The organism is Streptomyces sp. TRD_SC_5 (assembly GCF_056836825.1).
The window spans coordinates 4,730,680-4,750,474 of record NZ_JBWZZS010000001.1 but is presented as its reverse complement, the minus strand read 5'-3'; the positions used below and the strand labels follow the sequence as shown (position 1 = coordinate 4,750,474).

General features: G+C 69.5%; 19 protein-coding genes. 5 read left to right on the top strand and 14 right to left on the bottom strand.

Annotated features, from left to right (window positions below; genetic code table 11):
- Positions 1-167: 167 nt before the first annotated feature.
- Positions 168-1,490: an RNA 5'-3' helicase PhoH2 gene (gene phoH2, locus AC1P0E_RS21925; RefSeq protein WP_482743836.1), complete on the bottom strand. Its 1,323-nt coding sequence runs from the start codon at positions 1,488-1,490 to the stop codon at positions 168-170.
- Positions 1,491-1,794: 304 nt separating this feature from the next.
- A complete protein-coding gene (locus tag AC1P0E_RS21920; protein ID WP_482743835.1) occupies positions 1,795-2,556 on the bottom strand; it encodes an isoprenyl transferase in 762 nt (253 codons plus the stop codon).
- Positions 2,557-2,724: 168 nt separating this feature from the next.
- Here AC1P0E_RS21920 and mgrA point away from each other — a divergent pair, with 168 nt between their 5' ends.
- Positions 2,725-3,762 carry an L-glyceraldehyde 3-phosphate reductase gene (mgrA, locus tag AC1P0E_RS21915; RefSeq protein ID WP_482743834.1) on the top strand — a complete coding sequence of 346 codons (1,038 nt, stop codon included), beginning with the start codon at positions 2,725-2,727 and terminating at the stop codon, positions 3,760-3,762.
- 305 nt (positions 3,763-4,067) lie between these two features.
- Here mgrA and AC1P0E_RS21910 read toward each other — a convergent pair whose 3' ends face one another.
- The 3 genes from AC1P0E_RS21910 to AC1P0E_RS21900 form a co-directional block, all read right to left on the bottom strand.
- Positions 4,068-4,376, bottom strand: a complete 309-nt coding sequence (locus AC1P0E_RS21910; RefSeq protein ID WP_482745857.1) for a winged helix-turn-helix transcriptional regulator — start codon at positions 4,374-4,376, stop codon at positions 4,068-4,070.
- Between the two features lie 294 nt (positions 4,377-4,670).
- Positions 4,671-5,789, bottom strand: coding sequence for a baeRF3 domain-containing protein (locus tag AC1P0E_RS21905; RefSeq protein ID WP_482743833.1), 1,119 nt, complete (start codon positions 5,787-5,789; stop codon positions 4,671-4,673).
- Between the two features lie 155 nt (positions 5,790-5,944).
- The gene (locus AC1P0E_RS21900) at positions 5,945-6,799 is read right to left on the bottom strand and encodes a prepilin peptidase (protein WP_482743832.1); all 855 of its coding nucleotides are present in this window, start codon (positions 6,797-6,799) and stop codon (positions 5,945-5,947) included.
- A gap of 280 nt (positions 6,800-7,079) precedes the next feature.
- Here AC1P0E_RS21900 and AC1P0E_RS21895 point away from each other — a divergent pair, with 280 nt between their 5' ends.
- Positions 7,080-7,505, top strand: a complete 426-nt coding sequence (locus AC1P0E_RS21895) for a DUF192 domain-containing protein (RefSeq protein WP_482743831.1) — start codon at positions 7,080-7,082, stop codon at positions 7,503-7,505.
- A 136-nt stretch (positions 7,506-7,641) separates the two neighbouring features.
- On the opposite strand, the gene AC1P0E_RS21890 is transcribed toward AC1P0E_RS21895, so the two are convergent.
- The 3 genes from AC1P0E_RS21890 to AC1P0E_RS21880 all read right to left on the bottom strand — a co-directional run bounded on the left by AC1P0E_RS21890 (position 7,642) and on the right by AC1P0E_RS21880 (position 10,560).
- Positions 7,642-7,980, bottom strand: a complete 339-nt coding sequence (locus AC1P0E_RS21890) for a hypothetical protein (RefSeq protein ID WP_482743830.1) — start codon at positions 7,978-7,980, stop codon at positions 7,642-7,644.
- A 43-nt stretch (positions 7,981-8,023) separates the two neighbouring features.
- A complete protein-coding gene (locus AC1P0E_RS21885) occupies positions 8,024-9,652 on the bottom strand; it encodes a polymorphic toxin-type HINT domain-containing protein (RefSeq protein WP_482743829.1) in 1,629 nt (542 codons plus the stop codon).
- 110 nt (positions 9,653-9,762) lie between these two features.
- Positions 9,763-10,560, bottom strand: coding sequence for a hypothetical protein (locus AC1P0E_RS21880; protein ID WP_482743828.1), 798 nt, complete (start codon positions 10,558-10,560; stop codon positions 9,763-9,765).
- A gap of 221 nt (positions 10,561-10,781) precedes the next feature.
- On the opposite strand from AC1P0E_RS21880, the gene AC1P0E_RS21875 reads away from it, so the two are divergent.
- Positions 10,782-11,825 carry a hypothetical protein gene (locus AC1P0E_RS21875; protein ID WP_482743827.1) on the top strand — a complete coding sequence of 348 codons (1,044 nt, stop codon included), beginning with the start codon at positions 10,782-10,784 and terminating at the stop codon, positions 11,823-11,825.
- 1,467 nt (positions 11,826-13,292) lie between these two features.
- Here the strand turns inward: AC1P0E_RS21875 and AC1P0E_RS21870 are convergent.
- Entirely contained in the window at positions 13,293-13,841 is a 549-nt protein-coding gene (locus AC1P0E_RS21870; RefSeq protein WP_482743826.1) for a transposase, read from the bottom strand.
- 78 nt (positions 13,842-13,919) lie between these two features.
- Positions 13,920-14,438, bottom strand: coding sequence for a helix-turn-helix domain-containing protein (locus AC1P0E_RS21865; protein WP_482743825.1), 519 nt, complete (start codon positions 14,436-14,438; stop codon positions 13,920-13,922).
- A 352-nt stretch (positions 14,439-14,790) separates the two neighbouring features.
- On the opposite strand from AC1P0E_RS21865, the gene AC1P0E_RS21860 reads away from it, so the two are divergent.
- Entirely contained in the window at positions 14,791-15,348 is a 558-nt protein-coding gene (locus tag AC1P0E_RS21860) for a DUF3291 domain-containing protein (RefSeq protein WP_482743824.1), read from the top strand.
- Positions 15,349-15,821: 473 nt separating this feature from the next.
- Here the strand turns inward: AC1P0E_RS21860 and AC1P0E_RS21855 are convergent, their stop codons facing one another.
- Positions 15,822-16,640 (bottom strand): SGNH/GDSL hydrolase family protein, encoded by an 819-nt coding sequence (locus AC1P0E_RS21855; RefSeq protein ID WP_482743823.1) that lies wholly within the window; start codon positions 16,638-16,640, stop codon positions 15,822-15,824.
- Between the two features lie 112 nt (positions 16,641-16,752).
- Complete coding sequence (locus tag AC1P0E_RS21850) at positions 16,753-17,349, bottom strand: PadR family transcriptional regulator (RefSeq protein WP_482743822.1); 597 nt, start codon at positions 17,347-17,349, stop codon at positions 16,753-16,755.
- Positions 17,350-17,426: 77 nt separating this feature from the next.
- Here AC1P0E_RS21850 and AC1P0E_RS21845 point away from each other — a divergent pair, with 77 nt between their 5' ends.
- Entirely contained in the window at positions 17,427-17,936 is a 510-nt protein-coding gene (locus AC1P0E_RS21845) for a nuclear transport factor 2 family protein (RefSeq protein ID WP_482743821.1), read from the top strand.
- Positions 17,937-18,498: 562 nt separating this feature from the next.
- On the opposite strand, the gene AC1P0E_RS21840 is transcribed toward AC1P0E_RS21845, so the two are convergent.
- Together AC1P0E_RS21840 and AC1P0E_RS21835 are read right to left on the bottom strand one after the other, a co-directional pair.
- Positions 18,499-19,167 carry an OmpA family protein gene (locus AC1P0E_RS21840; RefSeq protein WP_482743820.1) on the bottom strand — a complete coding sequence of 223 codons (669 nt, stop codon included), beginning with the start codon at positions 19,165-19,167 and terminating at the stop codon, positions 18,499-18,501.
- A 4-nt stretch (positions 19,168-19,171) separates the two neighbouring features.
- Positions 19,172-19,780 carry a hypothetical protein gene (locus AC1P0E_RS21835; protein ID WP_482743819.1) on the bottom strand — a complete coding sequence of 203 codons (609 nt, stop codon included), beginning with the start codon at positions 19,778-19,780 and terminating at the stop codon, positions 19,172-19,174.
- Positions 19,781-19,795 lie beyond the last annotated feature (15 nt).

Here is a 19,795-nt window from a genome sequence, read left to right as displayed (position 1 = left end):
ATGCCGGGAAGCAATTCTCCGTTGCGTGTGAAAGCTCACACGCCGTTTACACCAGGAGTTTTACCGAAACTTGAGCGCAGCAGGACGCCGCCCGGCTAGGATCCTGCGTTCCGCCGGGCGGCGCCAACTGCCTTTCATCCCTTATGGGATCAGAGGGTCCAGAGGGTTCAGAGGTGCACGTCCTCCAGCATTTCGGTCACCAGCGCGGCGATCTGCGAGCGCTCCGATCGGGTGAGGGTGACGTGCGCGAAGAGCGGATGGCCCTTCAACTTCTCGACGACGGCGACCACTCCGTCGTACCGGCCGACCCTCAGGTTGTCGCGCTGGGCGACATCATGGGTCAGCACCACCCGTGAATTCGCCCCGATCCGGGACAGAACGGTCAACAGGACGTTCCGTTCCAGCGACTGGGCCTCGTCCACGATCACGAACGCGTCGTGCAGCGAGCGGCCCCGGATGTGCGTGAGCGGCAGCACTTCGAGCATGCCGCGCCCCAGCACTTCCTCGATCACCTCGCGGCCCGCCACGGCCGACAGCGTGTCGAAGACCGCCTGCGCCCAGGGGCTCATCTTCTCGGACTCGGAGCCCGGCAGATAGCCGAGCTCCTGGCCGCCCACCGCGTACAGCGGCCGGAAGACCATGACCTTCTTGTGCTGCCGGCGCTCCAGCACGGCCTCCAGACCCGCGCAGAGCGCCAGCGCCGACTTGCCCGTACCGGCCCGGCCGCCCATCGAGACGATCCCGATGTCCGGGTCCAGGAGCAGGTCCAGCGCTATCCGCTGCTCGGCGCTGCGCCCGTGGATGCCGAAGGCCTCCCGGTCGCCGCGTACGAGCCGGACCATCCCGTCGGCGGTGACCCGGCCCAGCGCCTTGCCGCGCTCGGACTGGATCACCAGGCCCGTATGTACGGGAAGGTCGGCGGCAGCCGGCTCGTACACCGTCTCTTCGGTGAAGAGCAGATCCACCTGCTCGGCCGTGAGCGGCAGGTCCGCCATCCCGGTCCAGCCGGAGTCGGTGATGGCGAGCTCGGCGCGGTACTCCTCGGCGAGCAGGCCGACCGAGGACGCCTTGATCCTCAGCGGCAGGTCTTTCGACACGACTGTTACGTCGAACCCCTCGGCCTGGAGGTTGCGTGCCACCGCCAGGATCCGAGAGTCGTTGTCCCCCAATCGATAGCCGGCCGGGAGCACGCCGGGATCGGAGTGGTTGAGCTCGACACGGAGCGTTCCGCCCAGTTCGCCCATCGGGATGGGGGCGTCGAGGCGTCCGTACCGGATCCGGCAGTCGTCGAGCAGGCGCAGCGCCTGCCGGGCGAAGTAGCCGAGTTCCGGATGGTGCCTCTTGGCCTCCAACTCCGTGACCACGACGATCGGGAGCACGACTTCGTGCTCGTCGAACCGGGACATGGCGTTCGGGTCGGCCAGCAGGACGCTGGTGTCGAGAACGTAAGTGCGCCTGTCGGGCATGCGGCGCTTTGTGCTGGTCACCACGGAAGGACGAACCCCCTTTTTGAACCCGCATGAGGTCGGGGTGCGACGGCGTCGCGAGCGGTGGGACCGGGCTCGGGCCACGATGCGCGGGCCGAGCTCCGGCCCTCCGCTTCGTCCACGCTGAGCGCGTGGTCGTCCTGGTACAAAGGGCCTCCCGGGCGAGCGGACTTGCCGCTCACTGAGATACGACGTCCGTGGACCGGACGTCGACCTGGAAGGGGTATTCCCTCGAACACCCGCCGTCATGCCATGGCATATGACACGCCGTGAGCCGGAACTTCTCCGGGGCTGCCCGGGGAGCGGGTCAGGACCCGTAACGCCGGTGGCGGGCCGCGTAGTCACGCAGGGCGCGCAGGAAGTCGACCTTGCGGAAGGCGGGCCAGAAGACTTCGCAGAAGTAGTACTCCGAGTGGGCGCTCTGCCAGAGCATGAAGCCCGAGAGGCGCTGCTCGCCGCTGGTGCGGATCACCAGGTCCGGGTCCGGCTGGCCGCGTGTGTAGAGGTGCTCCGAGATGTGCTCGACGTCGACGATCTCGGCGACCTCCTCCAGGGAGGTGCCCTTCTGCGCGTGCTCCAGCAGGAGCGAGCGCACGGCGTCCGCGATCTCCTGGCGGCCGCCGTAACCCACGGCGACGTTGACGAGTATCCCGTCGTTGCCGACCGTGGCCTGCTCGGCCTCCTTGAGTACGGACTGGGTACGGGCGGGCAGTACGTCCAGGGTCCCGACATGGTGCACGCGCCAGCGGCCGTCGGCCGCGAGGTCGCGGACGGCGCCTTCGATGATGCCGAGCAGCGGCGTCAGCTCCGCCTCCGCGCGGTCCAGGTTCTCGGTGGAGAGCATCCAGAGCGTGACGACCTCGACGTCCGTCTCGGCGCACCAGCCGAGCAACTCCTGGATCTTGCTCGCGCCCGCCTTGTGGCCCTGCTCGGTGGTGCCGCCGGAGGCCTTGGCCCAGCGCCGGTTGCCGTCGAGGATCACGCCGATGTGCTTGGGCACCTGGTCGTGATCGAGGCGGCCTTCCACCCTGCGTGCGTAGAGCCTGTACACCAGGTCGCGCAGGTTCACTGGGTCTCACCTCGTGGCGTCGTGCGGGTTTCGGTACGTCCCCCGGGACCTGCGGCACGCGCGGCGCTTCTGGGCCGGACACATGCAGTCCCGAAGCGGCCACACTACTGCGCAGGCGTATCGGCGGCCCAACCCGGCCTGTCACAAGTCCGTGATAAGGAGGGGAATGTGACTGATTCCCCTTCGTACCTCGCCGCCGGTGACCGCTACGACTCCATGGAGTACCGGCGCACCGGCCGCAGCGGGCTCAAGCTGCCCGCCGTCTCGCTCGGCCTCTGGCACAACTTCGGCGACGACCGCGCGCTGGACACGCAGCGGGCGATCCTGCGCCGCGCGTTCGACCTGGGTGTGACGCACTTCGACCTGGCGAACAACTACGGGCCGCCGGCCGGCTCCGCCGAGCTGAACTTCGGAAAGATCTTCGCGCAGGACTTCGCCCCGTACCGCGACGAGCTGATCATCTCCACGAAGGCCGGCTACCTGATGCACCCCGGCCCGTACGGCGAGTGGGGCTCGCGCAAGTACCTGCTGTCCTCGCTGGACGCGTCGCTGACCCGGATGGGCCTCGATTACGTCGACATCTTCTACTCCCACCGCTTCGACCCCGAGACGCCGCTCGAAGAGACGATGGGCGCGCTGGCGACGGCGGTGCGGCAGGGCAAGGCGCTGTACGCCGGTGTGTCGTCGTACAACGCCGAGCAGACCGAGGAGGCGGCCGGGCTGCTGCGGGAGATGGGCGTACCGGCGCTGATCCACCAGCCCTCGTACTCCATGATCAACCGCTGGACCGAGGACGACGGCCTGCTCGACACCCTGGAGGAGGCCGGCATGGGCTGCATCTCCTTCGTGCCGCTCGCGCAAGGCCTGCTCACCGGCAAGTACCTCAACGGCATCCCGGAGGGCTCGCGCGCCACGCAGGGCAAGTCGCTCGACCCCGGCCTGCTGTCGGACGAGGTCGTACGCCGCCTCAACGGTCTGAACGACATCGCGCAGCGGCGCGGCCAGTCCCTCGCCCAGCTGGCGCTCTCGTGGGTACTGCGTGACCCGCGCATGACGTCGGCGCTGATCGGCGCGTCGAGCGTGCGGCAGCTGGAGGAGAACGTCGCGGCGCTGGGCGGGCCCGAGCTGACCGACGCGGAGCTGAAGGAGATCGACACCTTCGCGGTCGACACCCAGGGCACGAACATCTGGGCCGGGCGGGGCTGACGGCGCCGGTGTGACGGCTGGGCCGGGTAGGCCCGGTGAGCCCAGTAGTCCCGATGGGCTTCGAGGCACAAAAAACGGGCCGGTCCGTGGGGGGGATACGGACCGGCCCGAGGGGGGGTTTCCACCATAACCCTTCGTAAAGGGTGCTCGCGCCCACGCCGTGCTGAAAGTCGCCGAGGATTTTTCCCAGCGGGCGCAATGCAGGGCGTGAGGCCAGTCGGCACTAGGGAAAATACGCTTCTGCGGATCCCCGCCCGTCCCCCTCAAGAGCTAATCCGGCGCAGGGAGCGGACTTGACGCTCCGCTTACGCGACGTCGCGCTGCTTGGCCGCGAGGATCTGCTCCATGTGCTGATTCGCCCAGGCGCCGAGCGGGCCGAGGGCCGCGTTGAGCCCGTCCCCCATCCCGGTGAGCGAGTACTCGACGCGCGGCGGGACCTCCCGGTACACCTCGCGGTGGACGATGCCGTCCGCCTCCAGCTCGCGCAGCTGCTGAATCAGCATCTTTTCGCTGACCCCCGGCACCTCGCGCTTGAGCTGCCCGAAGCGGAGAGTGCCACCGTCGTCCAGCGCCCAGAGGATCAGCGCCTTCCACTTGCCGCCGACCACATCCATCGCGGCGTCGAGACCGCAGACATAAGGCCCCGTGTCCTTGTTCAACTGCCAACTCCTCTGCTCTGCAACGGCTTTCCCCGACTGTACGGGAGCGGTCGTCGGCGAGCAGGGCCATTCCGTCGCGGGCGGCGACGACTCCGCAGCCGTACTGCCGCTGGGCAGCGGGCAGTTCGGCCGGCGGGCGGTGGAGCGGATACGGCCGGTGGCCCGGTGGCATCGGCGGCATCGGCGGCATCGGCGGCATCGGCGGCATCGGCGGAGAATCCACGGGAGCCACCGGGGCGAGCCGGGCAGTCAGTACCGGAGGGCCGCCGCGATCCCGTGCGCATCCGCCAGTGACTCGTCCGGCACGAAGATCACCTCGCCGTCCGCGGACAGCACCGTCTCCACGAGCGAGTCGACGATGTCCTCCTCCGCGCCCGGCACGCCCGCCTCCTCCGGCTCCAGCAGGGTGAGAGTCGCCCGTTCCGCACCCTCCACCGTGTCGGGGCGGGCCGTGACACGCAGCCCCTCCTCGACGACGAGCAGCGCCACCCGCCCCTCACCCGCCGCCTGCCACACGTCCTGCGCACCGGCCGAGTACCGCTTGCCGCTGCGCGCCTCGTCGAGTCCGTGCTGCGCGCGCGCCGTGTCGGCCTCGGCGAGGGTCCGGCGGGCCGGGGCCAGCTGGGCGGACATCTCCGCCGGCGTGGTGTTCAGCAGGCCACCGGCCTCCAGCTCGGCGGCGAGCGCCTGACCGTGGTGGCTGACCTCGCGGTACGCCGCGATCTGCGGCGACAGCCCGACCAGTACAACCGGCAACCGGTTTCCCTGAAGCACCGCCGTGAGTTTCCGGTCGGCTTCCATGAGCATGTTGCGGAAGTCCTGGGTGGCCCACTGACCGCCGTCACGGCTGGGCGCCTTGTCGCGCTCCGCGCCCGACGAGATGACCGGGAAGCCCGAGTCCTGGTCCTCGGCCACCTGATCGCCCTGCCCGCGCCACAACCGCACCTCGCCCGTACTGAGGACGAGGACCAGGTACGGCCGCTCCCGCGCCGCCAGGGCGACCAGGTTGCGGGTGAGGTACGTCGTATTGATCACGATGCGCTCGGGCACGGTCCCGCCGACGAGGAAGCTCCGGTGCTCTTCGGGCGAGGCGTAGACGACGAGGCCGTCACCGAAGTACTCCGGGTCGAGCCGGTCGGCGGCGGCGGCCAGCTGCTGCGCCACAGCGTTGGCCTGCGCCTTCGTGACCTCGGGGTCCGCGGCGACGCGCTTCTCGGCCTCGCCGAGCAGGTTGCGCAGGCGGATGTGGTCCTGCTGGCTCTCCGGCCAGTGCCGGTGCGTGGGCAGTGTGACCGACACCGCCGGGTACGGGCGGGGCTTGCGCAGTTCGGCGAGCAGTTCCGGGGTGGGGCGGGTCGGCTGCGTCATTCGGGCACTCCTGGCTGCGGCTGCGGCTGTGGATCGCGGGCAGGCGGCATCCCGTGCCGCCCGTCCGTGCGTGCGTGCGTCTCATGGCAACTTCTCACGATTGCGTGGTCGGCGCGCGCGCTCAGCCCCTCTCGGGCGCTCTCTCAGGCGCCCTCTCAGACGGCAGAAGCGCCGAGTCCACCCAGCAAGAGCCCCGCCAGCGCCCCGGTGATCATGAAGGGGCCGAACGGGATCGCGGTCCTGCGCCCGGCGCGCCGCAGGATCACGAGCCCGACGCCGTACAGCGCACCGAGCAGGAACCCGGCGAACGCCCCGGCGAAGAACACCGGCCATCCGTACCAGCCGAGGGCGGTCCCGAGGGCGACGGCCAGTTTGACGTCGCCGAAGCCCATGCCGTTGGGGTTGATCAGGAAGAGGAGGAAGTAGCCGCCGCCGAGGGCGACACCGCCGAGCAGCGCGGCCGGCCAGGACCCGCCGCTGCCCGGCAGCAGCGCGGCCAGGCCGAGCAGGGCGGCGGTCGCGGCGGCGAGCGGCAGCGTCAGTACGTCGGGCAGCCGGTGCACGCGCAGGTCCACGACCGCCAGCAGCACCCCGAACGGCGCCAGCAGCAGCCACACCCCGAGCTCCGGCCTGGCCCCGGTACCGGCGGCGAGCAGCGCGCACGCGAGGGCGGTGGCGACCGCGGGGCGGAAGGTGCGCGCGTACGGCACGGGTGGGGCGGGCCGGTCGCGCGGTGCGCCGGCCGGGTCGCGTACCGACGTGGTCGGCGCACCCACCACCGCCGCACACCGCGCGCACCGCGCGGTGCCGAGCCAGCCGCGAACGGGGCCGGTGAACGGATGCCCGGCGGGGCAGGCCGCACGCCACGCCTGCTCAGGCTCGACGGCGAGCCGGTAGGCGGCACGGGGCACCAGCAGTCCGGTGGCGGCGCCCCAGAGGGCGGCGGCCGCGATCAGCGGCAGGGCGTCGTACACAGTGCGCAGCCTAGGACGGGCCGGGGGCCGGGTCATGGGCCCGTGGGCCCATCGCGGGCGGGGGCGGGCCCAGAGGGGGGTGTGTTGGCGGGGGCGGGGGTGGAGTGGGGTGTGTTGGCGGGGGCGGGGGTGGAGTGGGGGTACGTTCGCGGGGGCGGGCCCGGAGTGGCGGGTGCGTTCGCCGGGCGGGCCCGGAGTGGCGGGTGCGTTCGCCGGGCGGGCGCGGTGGCGGGTGCGTTCGCCGGGGCGGGCCCGGAGTGGCGGGTGCGTTCGCCGGGCGGGCGCGGTGGCGATGGGTTCGCTACCGTCGGGCGCCATGGGGCAATGGCGTGACGGGGCAGGGACGTTGACGGTGGAGGGCGGCGAGGGCCGGTCCGTGCCACTGGAGATCGCGACTTCGGCGCGGGCGCGGACGCGCGGGCTGCTCGGGCGGGACGGGATCGTGGGCGCGATGATGCTCAGCCCGGCGAGCAGCGTGCACACCTTCGGGATGCGGTTCGCGATCGATGTGGCGTACCTGGACCGCAAGTTCCGGGTGGTCGCCGTACGCACGATGCCCCCACGGCGACTCGGCCTGCTGCGGCGGCGAGCACGGCATGTGCTGGAGGCGGAGGCGGGTGTGATGCGGGGGTGGGGGGTGCGGGCCGGCGCGCGGGTGCGCGTGACCGTGGGCGGGGGCGGGGGCGGGGACGGGGACGTGCAGGCAGAGGCGGGGCCGCCGAGTGGTGGTGGCGTGTGTTAGCCGGTGCGCGGCGGTGTTTTCTTTTCCCCACCACACTGCGCCCGGCCCCCCTCCACGCCCCACCCGGCACCTTCCCGAACCGGGGCTCTGCCCCCGGGGGCAGGGCGCCTCACGCGGAGCGAAAGGCTCCGCCGCACTATTCCGGTCCGTACAGCACATCCATGGCCAGCCGCGGATCGTAATACGTGACCCGCCAAGCCGCCCCCAGTTGCCGTGCCAGCTCGCGCGCCAGCACCGCGCCGCGCTCGGCGAACTCCGTCTCGTCCTGTGGGCTCGGGAAGCCGGACGCCATGGGGTCGTCCCGGTTCAGCGTGGCGTCGTACGCGTCGCCCCAGCGCTCCAAGTCCTCCGCGAGGCGCTGATCGACCGGAAGTTCCCCGGGCTCGATGTTGTCTTTGATGCCGTCGCTGCCGCGAACCCACACCGGATGACAGTCGTAGTCGGCGGCCAGTCGTACCTCTTGCACCTCTTGCACCTCTTGCACCTTCCGCAACCTTCGGCTATCCCACTTATCCCACTTATCCCGCACTCTTCGGGTTGGCGCCGACGACGAACCCGTTGTTACCCACCGTCACCGCAACCCTTCGCTTCTGCCCCTTGAACTCGACCTCGTAGATGGGCCGCCCGTCTCCCTTGCCCTGCGTACCGACCTTCTTGCCCTTGGTCGCAGCCTGCATTACCAGGTCGGGGATGTCCTCCCGGGCGATTCCACTCCGCTCGAAATCATCGGCGTGCTCTTCGATGATGTGCTTGAGGCCGGCCCGCGAGTTGCCCTCCTCCAGGAACACGATCTTGCCATCGGCGTTGCGTTCGGCCCTGATGACCTTCTCCGGGTCGAACTTGACGCCGGTCTCCTTCATTTCGTCGAGGAGTTCCTTGTCCACGCAGTCGTTGTTGTGGACGAGGGCGTTCTGGCTGCCGACACCGACGTAATACGTGTGGATTTCAGCGACGGCGAGGTCATGAGTGGTCTGCCGCCGGGTGTGGTGCGCGACCGCGATGACGGGCAGGGCGGCGCCGTCCGGGGCGCGGAGCTTCGCGCCGGTCCTGATGTCGCCGGCGTCGGCCCAGCGGTGCGCCGACGCGCCACTGCCCGTCAGCCAGAACGGGTGCGTGTCGGTGGCGGTGACGGCCCGGAGCCCGGCGGGCGTCCGGATGGTCAGACGGGTGAAGTCCTTGTCGTCGTACGTCGTGAAGGTGTTCGTGACGCGGCGGCTGGTCGTCACGCCGCTGGCCGGATCAGTCACGGTGACGCGGTCGCCGATACGTACGGTCTCGATGGGGATGCGCGTGCCGTCGGCGAGGAGCACCGGAGTACCGGGCAGGAAGCTGTGAGCGGCGGCGCAGGTGATGGGCCGGTTGTCGGGCCGGTCCGGCTTCTCGGGCTTCTCGGGCTTCTTCTCGTCGAGCTTGCGCTGGGCGTCGTCGAGTTTGTCCTGGGCTTCCTTGACGCGCTTGCGGTTCTTGACCATGCCGGTGAGGCCGTCGTACAGCTCGTCGCCGTGCTTCTTCAGCTTCCGTACGAGCTCGGCGGCCTTCTTCCACTTCCACGGCGCGCCGTATTTCGCCGCGAGCTTGCCGACGGCTCCGCCGATGAGGCTGGTCAGAACGTTGATGAGGGTGTCCGTGCAGGCTCCGGCGTTGCCCTTGGTGACGCAGTCGACGGCGTCGGTGATGCCGAGCTCCTCGGCGAGGATCTTGCCGAGTTCCTTTGCCGCTTGTTCGGCCTTCTGGGTGTCGCTCTGCTCGGCGTTCTTGGCGTCCTGGAGCTCTGCCAGGGCCTTCTCATAGGCAAGTTGCTCGGGAGACCTGGTGCCTTCGCCGTCGCCGTCGCTGTCTCCGTCACCGTCGGCGACGGGTTGTCCGCCGCCGTCGTCCCGCGCCTGCGGGTCGCCGCCACCACCGCCACCACAGTCCCCGCCCCCGGTGACGCGGCAGACCGCCGCGCCCACCTGTTGGGAGATCGTCTGCCCGAGACCGGTGGCGACCAGCGCACCGATGATGGCGGCGACGACCAGCACCAGTCCCGCGTACTCCAGCGTCGTCTGCCCCGCCTGCCCCGACCGCGCCTTGCGCAGACCCAACAGGCGTGCCTCTGTGCGTGGTTGTTGACGACTTCCGCGAGACCGGCCGAAGTGAAGTGCCATGCCCGCGACCGTACGGAACACCTGTTCACGGGGCATGGGCCCACGGGCCCAACCCGGGCTCAAATCCGGGTCGGGCAACCCGGGGATCAGGCCATCAGGGTGTCAGGGTGTCAGGGCAGTTTGGCTGCCTGGGTCGTGGCGAGCCGGGTGGGGATCTCGGGCGTCTTCGCGTCGATGAAATTGGCGGCGTAGAAGATGACTACCGTCGACCCGGTCCGTACGAGCTGGAAGACGAGTGGCACCTTGGCCCCCTCGAAGGACCCGGTCACCTGGTACGCGAGCGCTTCCTGGCCGGCCTTGGGCGCGGGCAGTTCCTTCACCTCGGTGTAGATGGAGGGCCCGTCGCCGCCCGTGGTCCTGAAGCCGCCGACGCATGCCCCGACGGCCTGGCTGACGCCTCGGAGCACCGCGGCCGCGTTGCCCTTGGGATACGAGGTCAGGATTTCGGTGACGACCGTCTGGTCGTCACTGCCCTCCTCCGACTCGTCCATGAGCGTGCGGTGGACGGTGGCGGACGGGGCCGGCTCGGGGGCGCCGTTGATGACGGCGGCGAGGGGCTGGCACTCGGGCTGCGCGGCTCGTTCGGTACCGGTTTCGTGGGCTCCCTGCATCGGCGTAACGGCAAAGTCCGGTACGTCTCCGCTCACCAGGGCGACCTTCTTCAACTCGCCTTCACTCAGGGTCTCGCCAGTACTGATGACGGGCTTGTCGGTGGCGGGGGCGGGAGCCGCTGCGGTGGCGGGGGCGGTGGCAGACGCGGCGGGCTTTGCTTGCGCCTCGGTCCCCGTGTCGTTCTTGCCGCCGGCGTCGGTGGACGCCCCGCCGCAGGCCGCTGAGAGGCACAGAACTGCCGCTGCGGTGACCGCCGTCGCCGTCTTCCGAGCCGAACGTACCGAACGTGCCTTCACGTCTCACCGCTCCCGTTCGTACGACCACTGAACGCACGCACGCACGTTAACAACGATCGGGTCGTGAGCGCCTGGGCCTGTGGGCCCAAAGGCGGTCCGCAATCCGGTCGCTGTCGTGACCTGGGTGTCGTCGTATGCCCACTGACCGGCCGCGATGCGGGACAGCCGAGACTTTTCCACAGGGGTCGCGAGGTCGATGGCCGGCTGGGAACCTCAACGACATGACTCGCACCACGGGGGAACTGGTCTCGCTGACCGCACTGGCCCAGCGTCAGCACGGCGTCCTGCTGACGCGCCAAGCCACGGAGCTGGGCTGGACGCCGTCCCGTCTCAACCGTCTGTTCAGACGGGACGGCTGGACGCAGGTCCGCCGAGGAAGCTGGGCGGAGCCGGGCCTGGCGGTCGACCGGATGGTGCGGTTACGGGCGATCCAGCTGGCACACCCGCAACTGGTCGCGAGCCACCGAACGGCGGCGTGGTTGCACGAGATCGAACTGCCGTGGACGACGACGGCCGCTTGGGAGTGGGGGCTGGAGTTCACGACCTCCGGGAAGTCGTCGTACGCGCTGCCGCCGCAGGCGCGGGTGCACCGGACGTCGCTGCCGGAAGGAACTACGGCGTACGTCTCGGGCATCCGCGTCACGACTGTCACTCGCACGCTTGTGGACCTGCTGCGGACGAGCCCGAGGGAGGAGGCGCTGGTCGCGGTCGAGTCCGCGGTGTCGATCCGCCCATTGCCGACCGACCCAAGGGCGAGACGCCCCGCCTTCACGCACCTCGGAGCGATCGCTACCGCCTTGGAATCGGGACCACGCCGGGGTGTACGGACGGGGCGCGCCCGGCTCGGGCTGGCGGACCGGAGAAGTGGTTCGCCTGCCGAGACCGTCGCCCGTCTGCGCATGCACGACGCGGGCTTGCACCCTGAACCCCAGGCACAGGTCAGACCGCGAGGCGGCAGGCGCCGGTCGGTCGACTTTCTGTTCCGGGCCGAGGGCGTGGCAGTCGAGATCGAGGGCTACGCGTACCACGGCGACCGAGAGGCCCACCGTCGTGACGTCCAACGCTTCAACGAACTCACCCTGTGCGAAGCCATCCGCAGATCGCTGCGCTTCACCGCGATCGACGTCTACCGCCACCCGGACGCAATGATCGAGGCGATCCGCAGCGCACTTGTGCTGGGGAAGGGCGGGGAGCGGTGGAGGGGTGAGCGGGGCCGTAGGGAGCGGTGCGGGGGCGACGGCCTGGGCCTGGGCAGGGGCGGATGAGAGGCACTGCCCAGTCCGCTTCTGGGGGTTTCGGGCCGTCCCGAGCGCTCGAGTGTCGGTGGGCCGGGGCGGCGCGTCAAGGGCGCTCCCTACGGTCGCGTCGCCTGCGGCGATTTCGCTTCGCTCCACCCTTGACCCGCCACCCCGACCCACCGCTAACGCTCAACAGGGGACGGCCCAAGAAAAAACGCCCTGCACGGGGGCTCCGGAGAGGGGCGCGGGTGGGTTTGGTGGCTGTCGGGTTGATGGGTGGGGCGCGAACGGCCTAGGGGGCGGCTCGGCCCCAGTCTCAGCGGGTGCGGCGACGGCCGTTGGTGCACCATCCCCCAAACCAGACGCACACGCAGCGCGGCCGACCAGCGGCGCGCACCTGGCCCACGTTTTGGGGCGCACGTCTCGCTTCCAGCCATCGCGGGAGATTTTCAACCCACCCGAGCCACAAGGACGGCGACAACGACCGGCTGGCAGGACGGCCGGTCTTGTTGGTGCGGCTGGTGCGGCCCTCGACGGGGAGGGAGACTCGCCAACTTCGGGCGCACAACGAACAAGTACCGGCCATTGGGACGCGACGAACCAGACACTTGACGAGCCCCAACGCCTCTCCGACCCCACTCGTCACAGCCGTATCGCTCCCAGCCGTCATGGGAGCGTTTCGACCCACGCGCAGGCGCGGTGGGGTCGAACCGGGCTGCTGTTGGGGCGGTCGGCTCGGCGGGTGTGACTGGTGGGCTTGGTGTGGTGGTTGTCGGTCGCCGGTTCAGTGGCTTGCGGGGGAGGGGAAGGGGGAGGGGGAGGGGGCTCGGCGGGCTTGGGCCAGGCCGAGGCGCTCTTTCTGCCCCCGTCACGGCCGAGGCGGCGGTCCGGCTTTCGCTTTCTGCACGATCCGGTCGCCTCACCTGCCGCCTCGCGCAGGCGGATGCAACGAACCCGACACGTGACGAATCCCAACGCCCCTCTAGTCCCAACCGTCCCAGCCGTATCCCTTCCAGTCATCATGGGAGCGTTTCGGCCCACGGCGGGCCCCACTGACCGGGCGGACCGGGCGGATGGTGCGGCTGGCGTGGGTAGTGCGGCTGGCGTGGGTAGTGCGGCTGGCGTGGGTGGGACGGCGGGGCAAAAGGCCGCCCGGGCTTGCCGGGGTTGGTTGTCGCTGACGGGGCGGCCTGCTGGTCGCAGGCGCGCCGCAGCCATCGGCAGAACCACACCCCTGGACGCCCCTCCACCCACCAAACCCAGCAACGTGCTTGTAGCCCAGCCGACCACCGGTAGGGGTGGACACCACACCCGCCCGAGTCACCCCATTCAACTGACGCGCCCCACCCGCAGACGGGACGGTCCGCAGGTCGGCCCCGGCGGTCGGCCGCCCACCGGCGTGGGTGCGCGTGTACGTCGAGTTTCGGGATGCTGCACCAACGGCCGTTCCCGCAGCCGCTTAGTGGTCGGCGCCGTAAATCCTTCGGGAGTTGTTCACGCTGCCGATGCGGCAGAGGATTCTTCGTGGTGATCGACGGTGTGCCGGTCGAGCCTGGCCAGTAGATCGTCCAGGTCGGAGGTGGTGAACCTCCACTGGAGCGGCTGTGCCGTGGCGTTGTAGCGGTCTTCGAAGGCTCGGAGCCGGTCTCTGACCTCGGTGAGGTCGGTGAGGTCGGTGAGGTCGGTGAGGTCGGTGAAGTCGTTGGGCGAGAGGGCCTTTCGCTGGAGGGCAGAGAAGTAGATCTCGACTTGGTTGAGCCAGGAGGCGTGCACGGGGGTGTGGACCATGACCGTGTTCGGGAACGCCGCGGTGAGCCGGTCGGCCGCCTTCTGACCGCCATGGGAGGAGCCGTTGTCGACGATCCAGAACACGCGCTTGGCGCTTGCGTAGGGTTTCTGGCTCATGACCTGGGTAGCCAGGTTCATGAACGGGACAATGCCGGTGCGTTCTTCGGTGCGGCCGAACACCTTCGCGGCGTGGACGTCGTAGGCGGCGAGGTAGGCCAGGGCACCGCCGCGTCCGTAGGTGTGGTTGACGCGCATCGCCCTGGCGTTGCCGGGGGGCGAGGGTGGGGTGGCAGCGGCACCGGGCCTGGATGGAGGTCTTCTCGTCCGCGCTGATCACGTACTCGTCATCGCCGAGCTGTTCGCCCCCCAGGTGCGGGCGTACAGGTCCAGCACACGGGCGGCCTTCAGCCGGAAGCCGGGGCTGGTGATGAAGATCCAGGAGCGGTGCTGCCAGGGCTTGAGCGCGTCCTGGGCCAGCCAGCGACGCACGGTCGACGCCGACATGATCGGGGCGATGCCCCGCCGGGCGGCCTCGCGGGCCAGTTCCGGGCACGACCAGCGTGAGAGCGGTACTTCACTCTCGGCAGGCAGCCGGCAGGCAAGCGCCTTGACCTCGGCGGCCTGCAGCGGTGTGAACGAGGCGGGACGGCCGCAGCGTTGACGGTCTTTGAGCCCGGGCAGGCCCGCCTGGGCGGACCGGCCACGCCGGCGGCGCACGGTGTCCAAATGCAGCCCCGTCTCCCGGGCGATGCATGCGTTGGAGCGTCCATGCGCGGCGTGCAGCACCACCTGTGCACGCACCCGCAGCCGGTGCTCGGTCTTGTGGCCGTAGGCCATCTTCTTCAACCGCATGCGTTCGGCGGCACTCGGGGCTATCGGACAGGGGTGCGGACGGGCATGGCGGGCGAACCGATCGGCCGAAGTGGATCACTGGCTCCCCGCAGCCTGCCCCGCCCGTCACCGCCCCAGCCCCCGTAATGTCCTGTGCAAGAGGCCACTTGGGCAGGGAAAACGCAACTTCGACATGGCCCGCGGAGGCAGCTACCTTCACCTGGTCTTCGGCGGTCGCTCACGGTCGCACAGGGTTTTTTCAGGCTGAGCCACCCGCGACGGGACGAGGTGGTCACGCCCCACGAATCCTCGCCCCTATGCGCAAGCCACCGAACCAGGGCCACACCAGGCACCCCAAACCAGGGAGAGACGCATGCCCCATCTTGCTCTGTACACATTCGGCGTCCTGAAGTCACCTCTCGCCGATCCCGCACCTCTCACGCGCGAGTTCCACGACAGCGGCGAGGCCATCTACCGGAAGATCAGCCAGCACCCCGGATACCTCGCCCGTGCTGAAGCGGCAGACGGCGACCGGGGCACACACTTCGACTTGGACTGGGGTGCATGGGGAGAGTTCGCCGTACCGACCTGGTACGGCAAGGGCCATACGGTGGAAACCACCGCCCTGGCCACGACCCTCTCACTCTGGACCGACCTGCATCCCGCCTTCGACGCCATCTACACCGGTCTGCACCGTGAGGCGCTCAACAGGCGTTACGACTGGTTCGAGAGGACAGGACACCCGGCTTACGTGTTCTGGTGGGTCTCCGACGGCGTGATACCCACCTGGCAGGACGGGGTTTCCAGGCTGGAACACCTCCACGACCACGGCTCCGCGCCGCACGCCTTCACCTTCCACCACTCATTCGCCCCGGACGGAACTCCGACCAGGATCAAAGGCATCGGGCCGAAGAGCGACCAGGTTCGCTGACAAGATGCCGGAGTTTCCCCGTGGGCTCCCCCGAGGGCCGCCACCCTCACCAAAGGCGGCCCCCACGCCAGAAACAACCAACGCCCCAGAACCGCCACGCCTGCCGCCCGCCGCCCGCCGCCCGCCGTGAGTGTGAGGCTGCAGGGGGCACCGCACAGGCGTTACCTACGTGGGTGGCCAAGTCACCCCGTACCGGCATGCCCGGCTCCGGCACGCACGCGCCCAGCCCGTAGTGGAAAGCCGCGACCAGCGACTCCATGACTCCATGACCAGCCGTGGCCGCCGACCCCCCGCATTCGCCCCGTCAGCGGCACCGCCGACGCCCCACAGCCCGAGCCCCGACCCGACCCCGACCCCAGTGGCGCGGCAGCGTGGAGAATGCCGCGGACGCGATCGGCGCTCTGCTCGAGCGCCGGCTCCACGGCAAGGAGTCCTGGGCATCACCTGACAACCGCGTGAATCCCCTTTCCGGCTTACGTCGGCGGGCTCACACCCAGCAGCTGAGGCCGCTTCGCCGTACGCCCGTCGCCGGACGACCGGCCGCGCAGTCGCCGCCCCAGCCAGGGGCCGAGATGGGCGGCGACCCACCGGAGTTCGGCGCGCGCCGCCCGCCAACCGGCGAGGGCGGAGTGCGGAGGCAGCGGATGAGTCCATACGTCGTCGGCGCCGGGGAGCTGGAGGGTGTGGGCCGCTGCGGCCGCGAACCGTTCGTGGCCGAGAGGGCTGAGGTGGAGCCGGTCCGCGGTCCAGATGCGCGGGTCGACGGCGAAGGCATGCCCGCCGGTTTCTACGACGGTGACGCCGTGGCGGGCGGCCGCCGCGCGAATGCCCGCGTTCAGGGCGTACACGCGGGAACGCAGCGGCCTGGCGAGCGGCACGATCTCGCCGATGTCGGGGAACGTGACCGTCACCACGCAGGCCCCGGCGGCGGTCAAGGCGGCGAACATCGCCTCCAGGTGACCGACCACCTCAGCGGCGTCGAACTTCGGCCGCATCAGGTCGTTGACCCCGGCGACGACCGTCGCAAGGTCGGGCCGCAGCGCCAGAGCCGGCGCCAGCTGTTCGGCGTGCACCTGACCGGCGAGTCGTCCCCGTACGGCCAGATTGGCGTACTGGAGCTGGGGGTTGGCGGCCGCGAGGTGTCCGGCGAGGCGGTCCGCCCAGCCGCGGAGGCCGGTGACGTCGTCACCGTCGCCGAGGCCTTCGGTCTGGCTGTCGCCCAGGGCGACGTAACGCGCGTACGGCGCGGGCGGTCCGTACGACACGGGCGGCGCGAACGGTCCCGGCGGCATGGACGGTCCGGGCGGCACGGGCGGTCCAACCGGATCAGACGGTCCGTACGGCACGGACGGCCCCGACGGCATGGGCACCCCGGACAGCCCCGACGGCTCGCAGGGGACACACTCACCGCTCGACATCGGCCGCCCGCCTCTCCCGCAGGACCGTCGCGACGCGCAGCCCCCACTCCCGGTTCTCCCGCTCCAGCGCCAGGCCGCGCAGGCAGGTGAGGTACGGGCCGATCCGTTCGCCCCGGCGTAGGAACTCCTCTTCGTCCAGCTCGCCGCGCATCTTGCGCAGCACCTTGCCGAAGAGCTCGATCTTGGCCTCGGCGAGGGACGCCCGCTCCTCAAGCTGTTCGATCACCGGCCCGGTGTCGACGGAGTCGGCGGCCTGGACCTTGACCAGCAGGTCGTCGCGGATGAAGGAGGGTTTCGACGCGGCGGCGGCGAAGGCTTCGAGCTCGGCGAGACCGGTTTCGGTTACGCGGAACAGGCGCTTGTTGGGCCGCGTCTCCTGGACCACTTGCCGGCCTGCGACCAGGCCTTCCTTCTCCAGTTTGGCCAGCTCGGCGTAGAGCTGCTGGGGCAGGGCGTGCCAGAAGTTTGCGACGCCGATGTCGAACGCCTTGGCCAGCTGGTACCCGCTGTACTCACCGCGGCCGTCACCGTCGCTGCCGTCGCCTTCCAGCAGCGCGGCCAGCACGGCATGTCGCAAGGCCATCGATGCGGGCCCCTTTCTTTTCGTCGTACGCTCCCGCATCATCCTAGCCAAGAAAGTGACTAATCAAAATGATGACTATGAGGAGGAGTGATCGACACAAGACCACCGAGACCACTGGCCCCGCCGCTACCTCTGGCGCCACCACCACTGCCACTGCCGCCGCCGCTCGCTTCCGCGCCGCCGTGGAGCAGGGGGACCTCGGGGCGCTGGACGGGCTGTTCACGGAGGACGTACGCCTCTACAGCCCGGTGAAGTTCCAGCCGTTCGAAGGCAAGCAGCAGGTGATGGGGCTCTTCGGCGTCCTACTGCGCACCTTCGAGGACTTCCGTTACGTCGGCGAGTACGACGGCACGGCGGAGACGAGCACGGATGGCGATGAAGCCCCCTCGGCGGTCCTGCTCTTCCGTACCGTGGTGAACGGGAAGGCGATCCACGGCATCGACCTGCTGCACGTCGACGACGCGGGCCTGATCAAGGAGTTCACGGTGATGGTCCGCCCGCAGTCGGCGGTGCACGCGCTCGGTGAAGCGGTACTGGCCGGCCTGGTGGCCGACGGTCTCGCACCGGTGCCTGGAGACCGCCCCTGACTGACCACGAACCGCGCCGCAGGGGTGCCTGCGGCGCGGGAGGGCGTGTTCACCAACGTGAACGCGGCACAGAGGCGTCGAGCCCGGCACAAGGTAGGACCGCCCAGAACTTGGTGCCCCGATACGGCGATTGGGTGTTGGCGGAGCCCATGGAGCCCCAATCGCCACCGCAGTCCTCGACCAACGCCGCGAGCAGCCACAGCGAACGCGTGCGGCGCTCCTCGCACGAGCCGGATCGCGGCCGGGCCCCCGTGTCTGGGCAGCGACGGTGCTGGGGTACACCGGGCGGCCACGGATCGTCGTCACCTCGGACGTGGACGGCATCAACAAGCTCTGCGGCGATCGAGTGCCCCGAGCCGTCGGCGTCTGAGCACAGCGGACAACCCGCAAGCCGCCGCGCTCACGCGCTCTGGGCGCCGGCCTCGCCGTATCGCGGGAGTCGGGTCGCGGGGCCGGGCACAGATCGCTGCGGTCTGCGCCCACTCGCGGACACCGACCGCAGCCCCACGTCTTCTATGACCCTGACGCCGGCAAGTCGCTCACTCATCCGCGAGAGTCAGCTTCAGCTTTGGGAGCTTGAGTCTGCGCCGGTGTTGGGGACTTCGCCGCGCGGGAACGAGACCTCGACACGACGGTTCTTCTTGCGGCCTTCTTCCGAGTTGTTGTCGGCGATCGGATAGTCCTCGCTGTAACCGCGGATCTCGAACGTGACGGTGGAGTCGAGGGACTTGTTCAGCTGCTGCTGAACGGCGTCCGCGCGCTTCTTGGACAGCACCTTGCCGTGCTCGTACGAGCCGAGGTCGTCGGTGAAGCCGAAGACCCGGATCTTGGTGGCCTTCTGAGCGATGATCTCGTCGGCGATGGCCTTGATACGGGACGCAGCCTCCCGGTTGAGCTTCGCGCTGTCCCTACCGAAGAGGACCTCGGCCTGAAGCGCGAACTTCACATCGGAGTTGGTGTCCTCGCGCCGCTCCTCGCCGCCGAGGTCTTCGACTACGGACTTGATGTCGATCACGCGGGCTGGAGCGAGAGTCGCCCCGTCGCCCAATTTGAGACCGGGTGAGTTGGAGTCGACGTCGGGGGGTGGCGATGTCGTGGTGCTGCCGGGGGGCACGCTGGGTGAGGGCTCGGCGTGGGCGCTCGTTACAGACAGGCCCGTGAGCAGTACCGCCGTCGCGAGGGTGGCTGCGGCAAAGTGCGCCGGGCGACTGCGGGAATGGGTGAAGGACATAGCGTCACTCGCCATCGGAGATCTCGATGGTGGCTACAGGCATGTCAGCGATCTGAAAATCAACCTTGTCGGTTTCGGCTGGCGGTGCGGGGAATTGGGCAAACCACGTCTTCTCCTCGTTTTCCTTGAAGCCGCCCGAGAATTGTGTGCACAAGCAACGCCCGTCGGTGTCGCGAAGAATGAGGTACTTCTTCTTCCCTGCCCTGTCCACAAGAGAAGCGCCTGCCATGGAGGCGGAGTTCTCGGATAGCTCCTTCTCCTCACCCCTCCAGTTACCAGGGTTCCAGAACTTTCCCTTGCCGTTCTTGACCTTCCCGCTGACAGTGAGAAAGCCTCCTTCGTCCCGTACGGCTGAGTTAACGATGAGAGTGGTGTTGTCACCGCCACCTGTCACTTCAGCCAGGACGGCATCCTCAACCGGCGGGGCCTGAGACTCTGCACCCTTCGACTTCTCCTCGCTGCCCTTGCCCTGGTCGACAGGTGTCGAAGAGGAGCCTGCATCGGACTTGTCTCCCCCATCCCCACCGCAACCGGCCACCGTGAGGACCAAGCCAGTCGTGATCGCCACCGCGGTCAGTGCCCTTCGGGCCTTCATGGTGTGCCACATGCTCATTAGTGACTCTTCCTT

Excerpts from the sequence above, each read along its gene's own strand:
- AC1P0E_RS21910 (WP_482745857.1), bottom strand. The coding sequence starts at position 4,376 with ATGGATGTGGTCGGCGGCAAGTGGAAGGCGCTGATCCTCTGGGCGCTG.
- AC1P0E_RS21905 (WP_482743833.1), bottom strand. The coding sequence starts at position 5,789 with ATGACGCAGCCGACCCGCCCCACCCCGGAACTGCTCGCCGAACTGCGC.
- AC1P0E_RS21900 (WP_482743832.1), bottom strand. The coding sequence starts at position 6,799 with ATGACCCGGCCCCCGGCCCGTCCTAGGCTGCGCACTGTGTACGACGCC.
- AC1P0E_RS21895 (WP_482743831.1), top strand. The coding sequence starts at position 7,080 with ATGGGGCAATGGCGTGACGGGGCAGGGACGTTGACGGTGGAGGGCGGC.
- AC1P0E_RS21885 (WP_482743829.1), bottom strand. The coding sequence starts at position 9,652 with ATGGCACTTCACTTCGGCCGGTCTCGCGGAAGTCGTCAACAACCACGC.
- AC1P0E_RS21875 (WP_482743827.1), top strand. The coding sequence starts at position 10,782 with ATGACTCGCACCACGGGGGAACTGGTCTCGCTGACCGCACTGGCCCAG.
- AC1P0E_RS21870 (WP_482743826.1), bottom strand. The coding sequence starts at position 13,841 with ATGCGCGTCAACCACACCTACGGACGCGGCGGTGCCCTGGCCTACCTC.
- AC1P0E_RS21865 (WP_482743825.1), bottom strand. The coding sequence starts at position 14,438 with ATGCGGTTGAAGAAGATGGCCTACGGCCACAAGACCGAGCACCGGCTG.
- AC1P0E_RS21860 (WP_482743824.1), top strand. The coding sequence starts at position 14,791 with ATGCCCCATCTTGCTCTGTACACATTCGGCGTCCTGAAGTCACCTCTC.
- AC1P0E_RS21855 (WP_482743823.1), bottom strand. The coding sequence starts at position 16,640 with ATGCCGCCGGGACCGTTCGCGCCGCCCGTGTCGTACGGACCGCCCGCG.
- AC1P0E_RS21850 (WP_482743822.1), bottom strand. The coding sequence starts at position 17,349 with ATGGCCTTGCGACATGCCGTGCTGGCCGCGCTGCTGGAAGGCGACGGC.
- AC1P0E_RS21845 (WP_482743821.1), top strand. The coding sequence starts at position 17,427 with ATGAGGAGGAGTGATCGACACAAGACCACCGAGACCACTGGCCCCGCC.
- AC1P0E_RS21840 (WP_482743820.1), bottom strand. The coding sequence starts at position 19,167 with ATGTCCTTCACCCATTCCCGCAGTCGCCCGGCGCACTTTGCCGCAGCC.
- AC1P0E_RS21835 (WP_482743819.1), bottom strand. The coding sequence starts at position 19,780 with ATGAGCATGTGGCACACCATGAAGGCCCGAAGGGCACTGACCGCGGTG.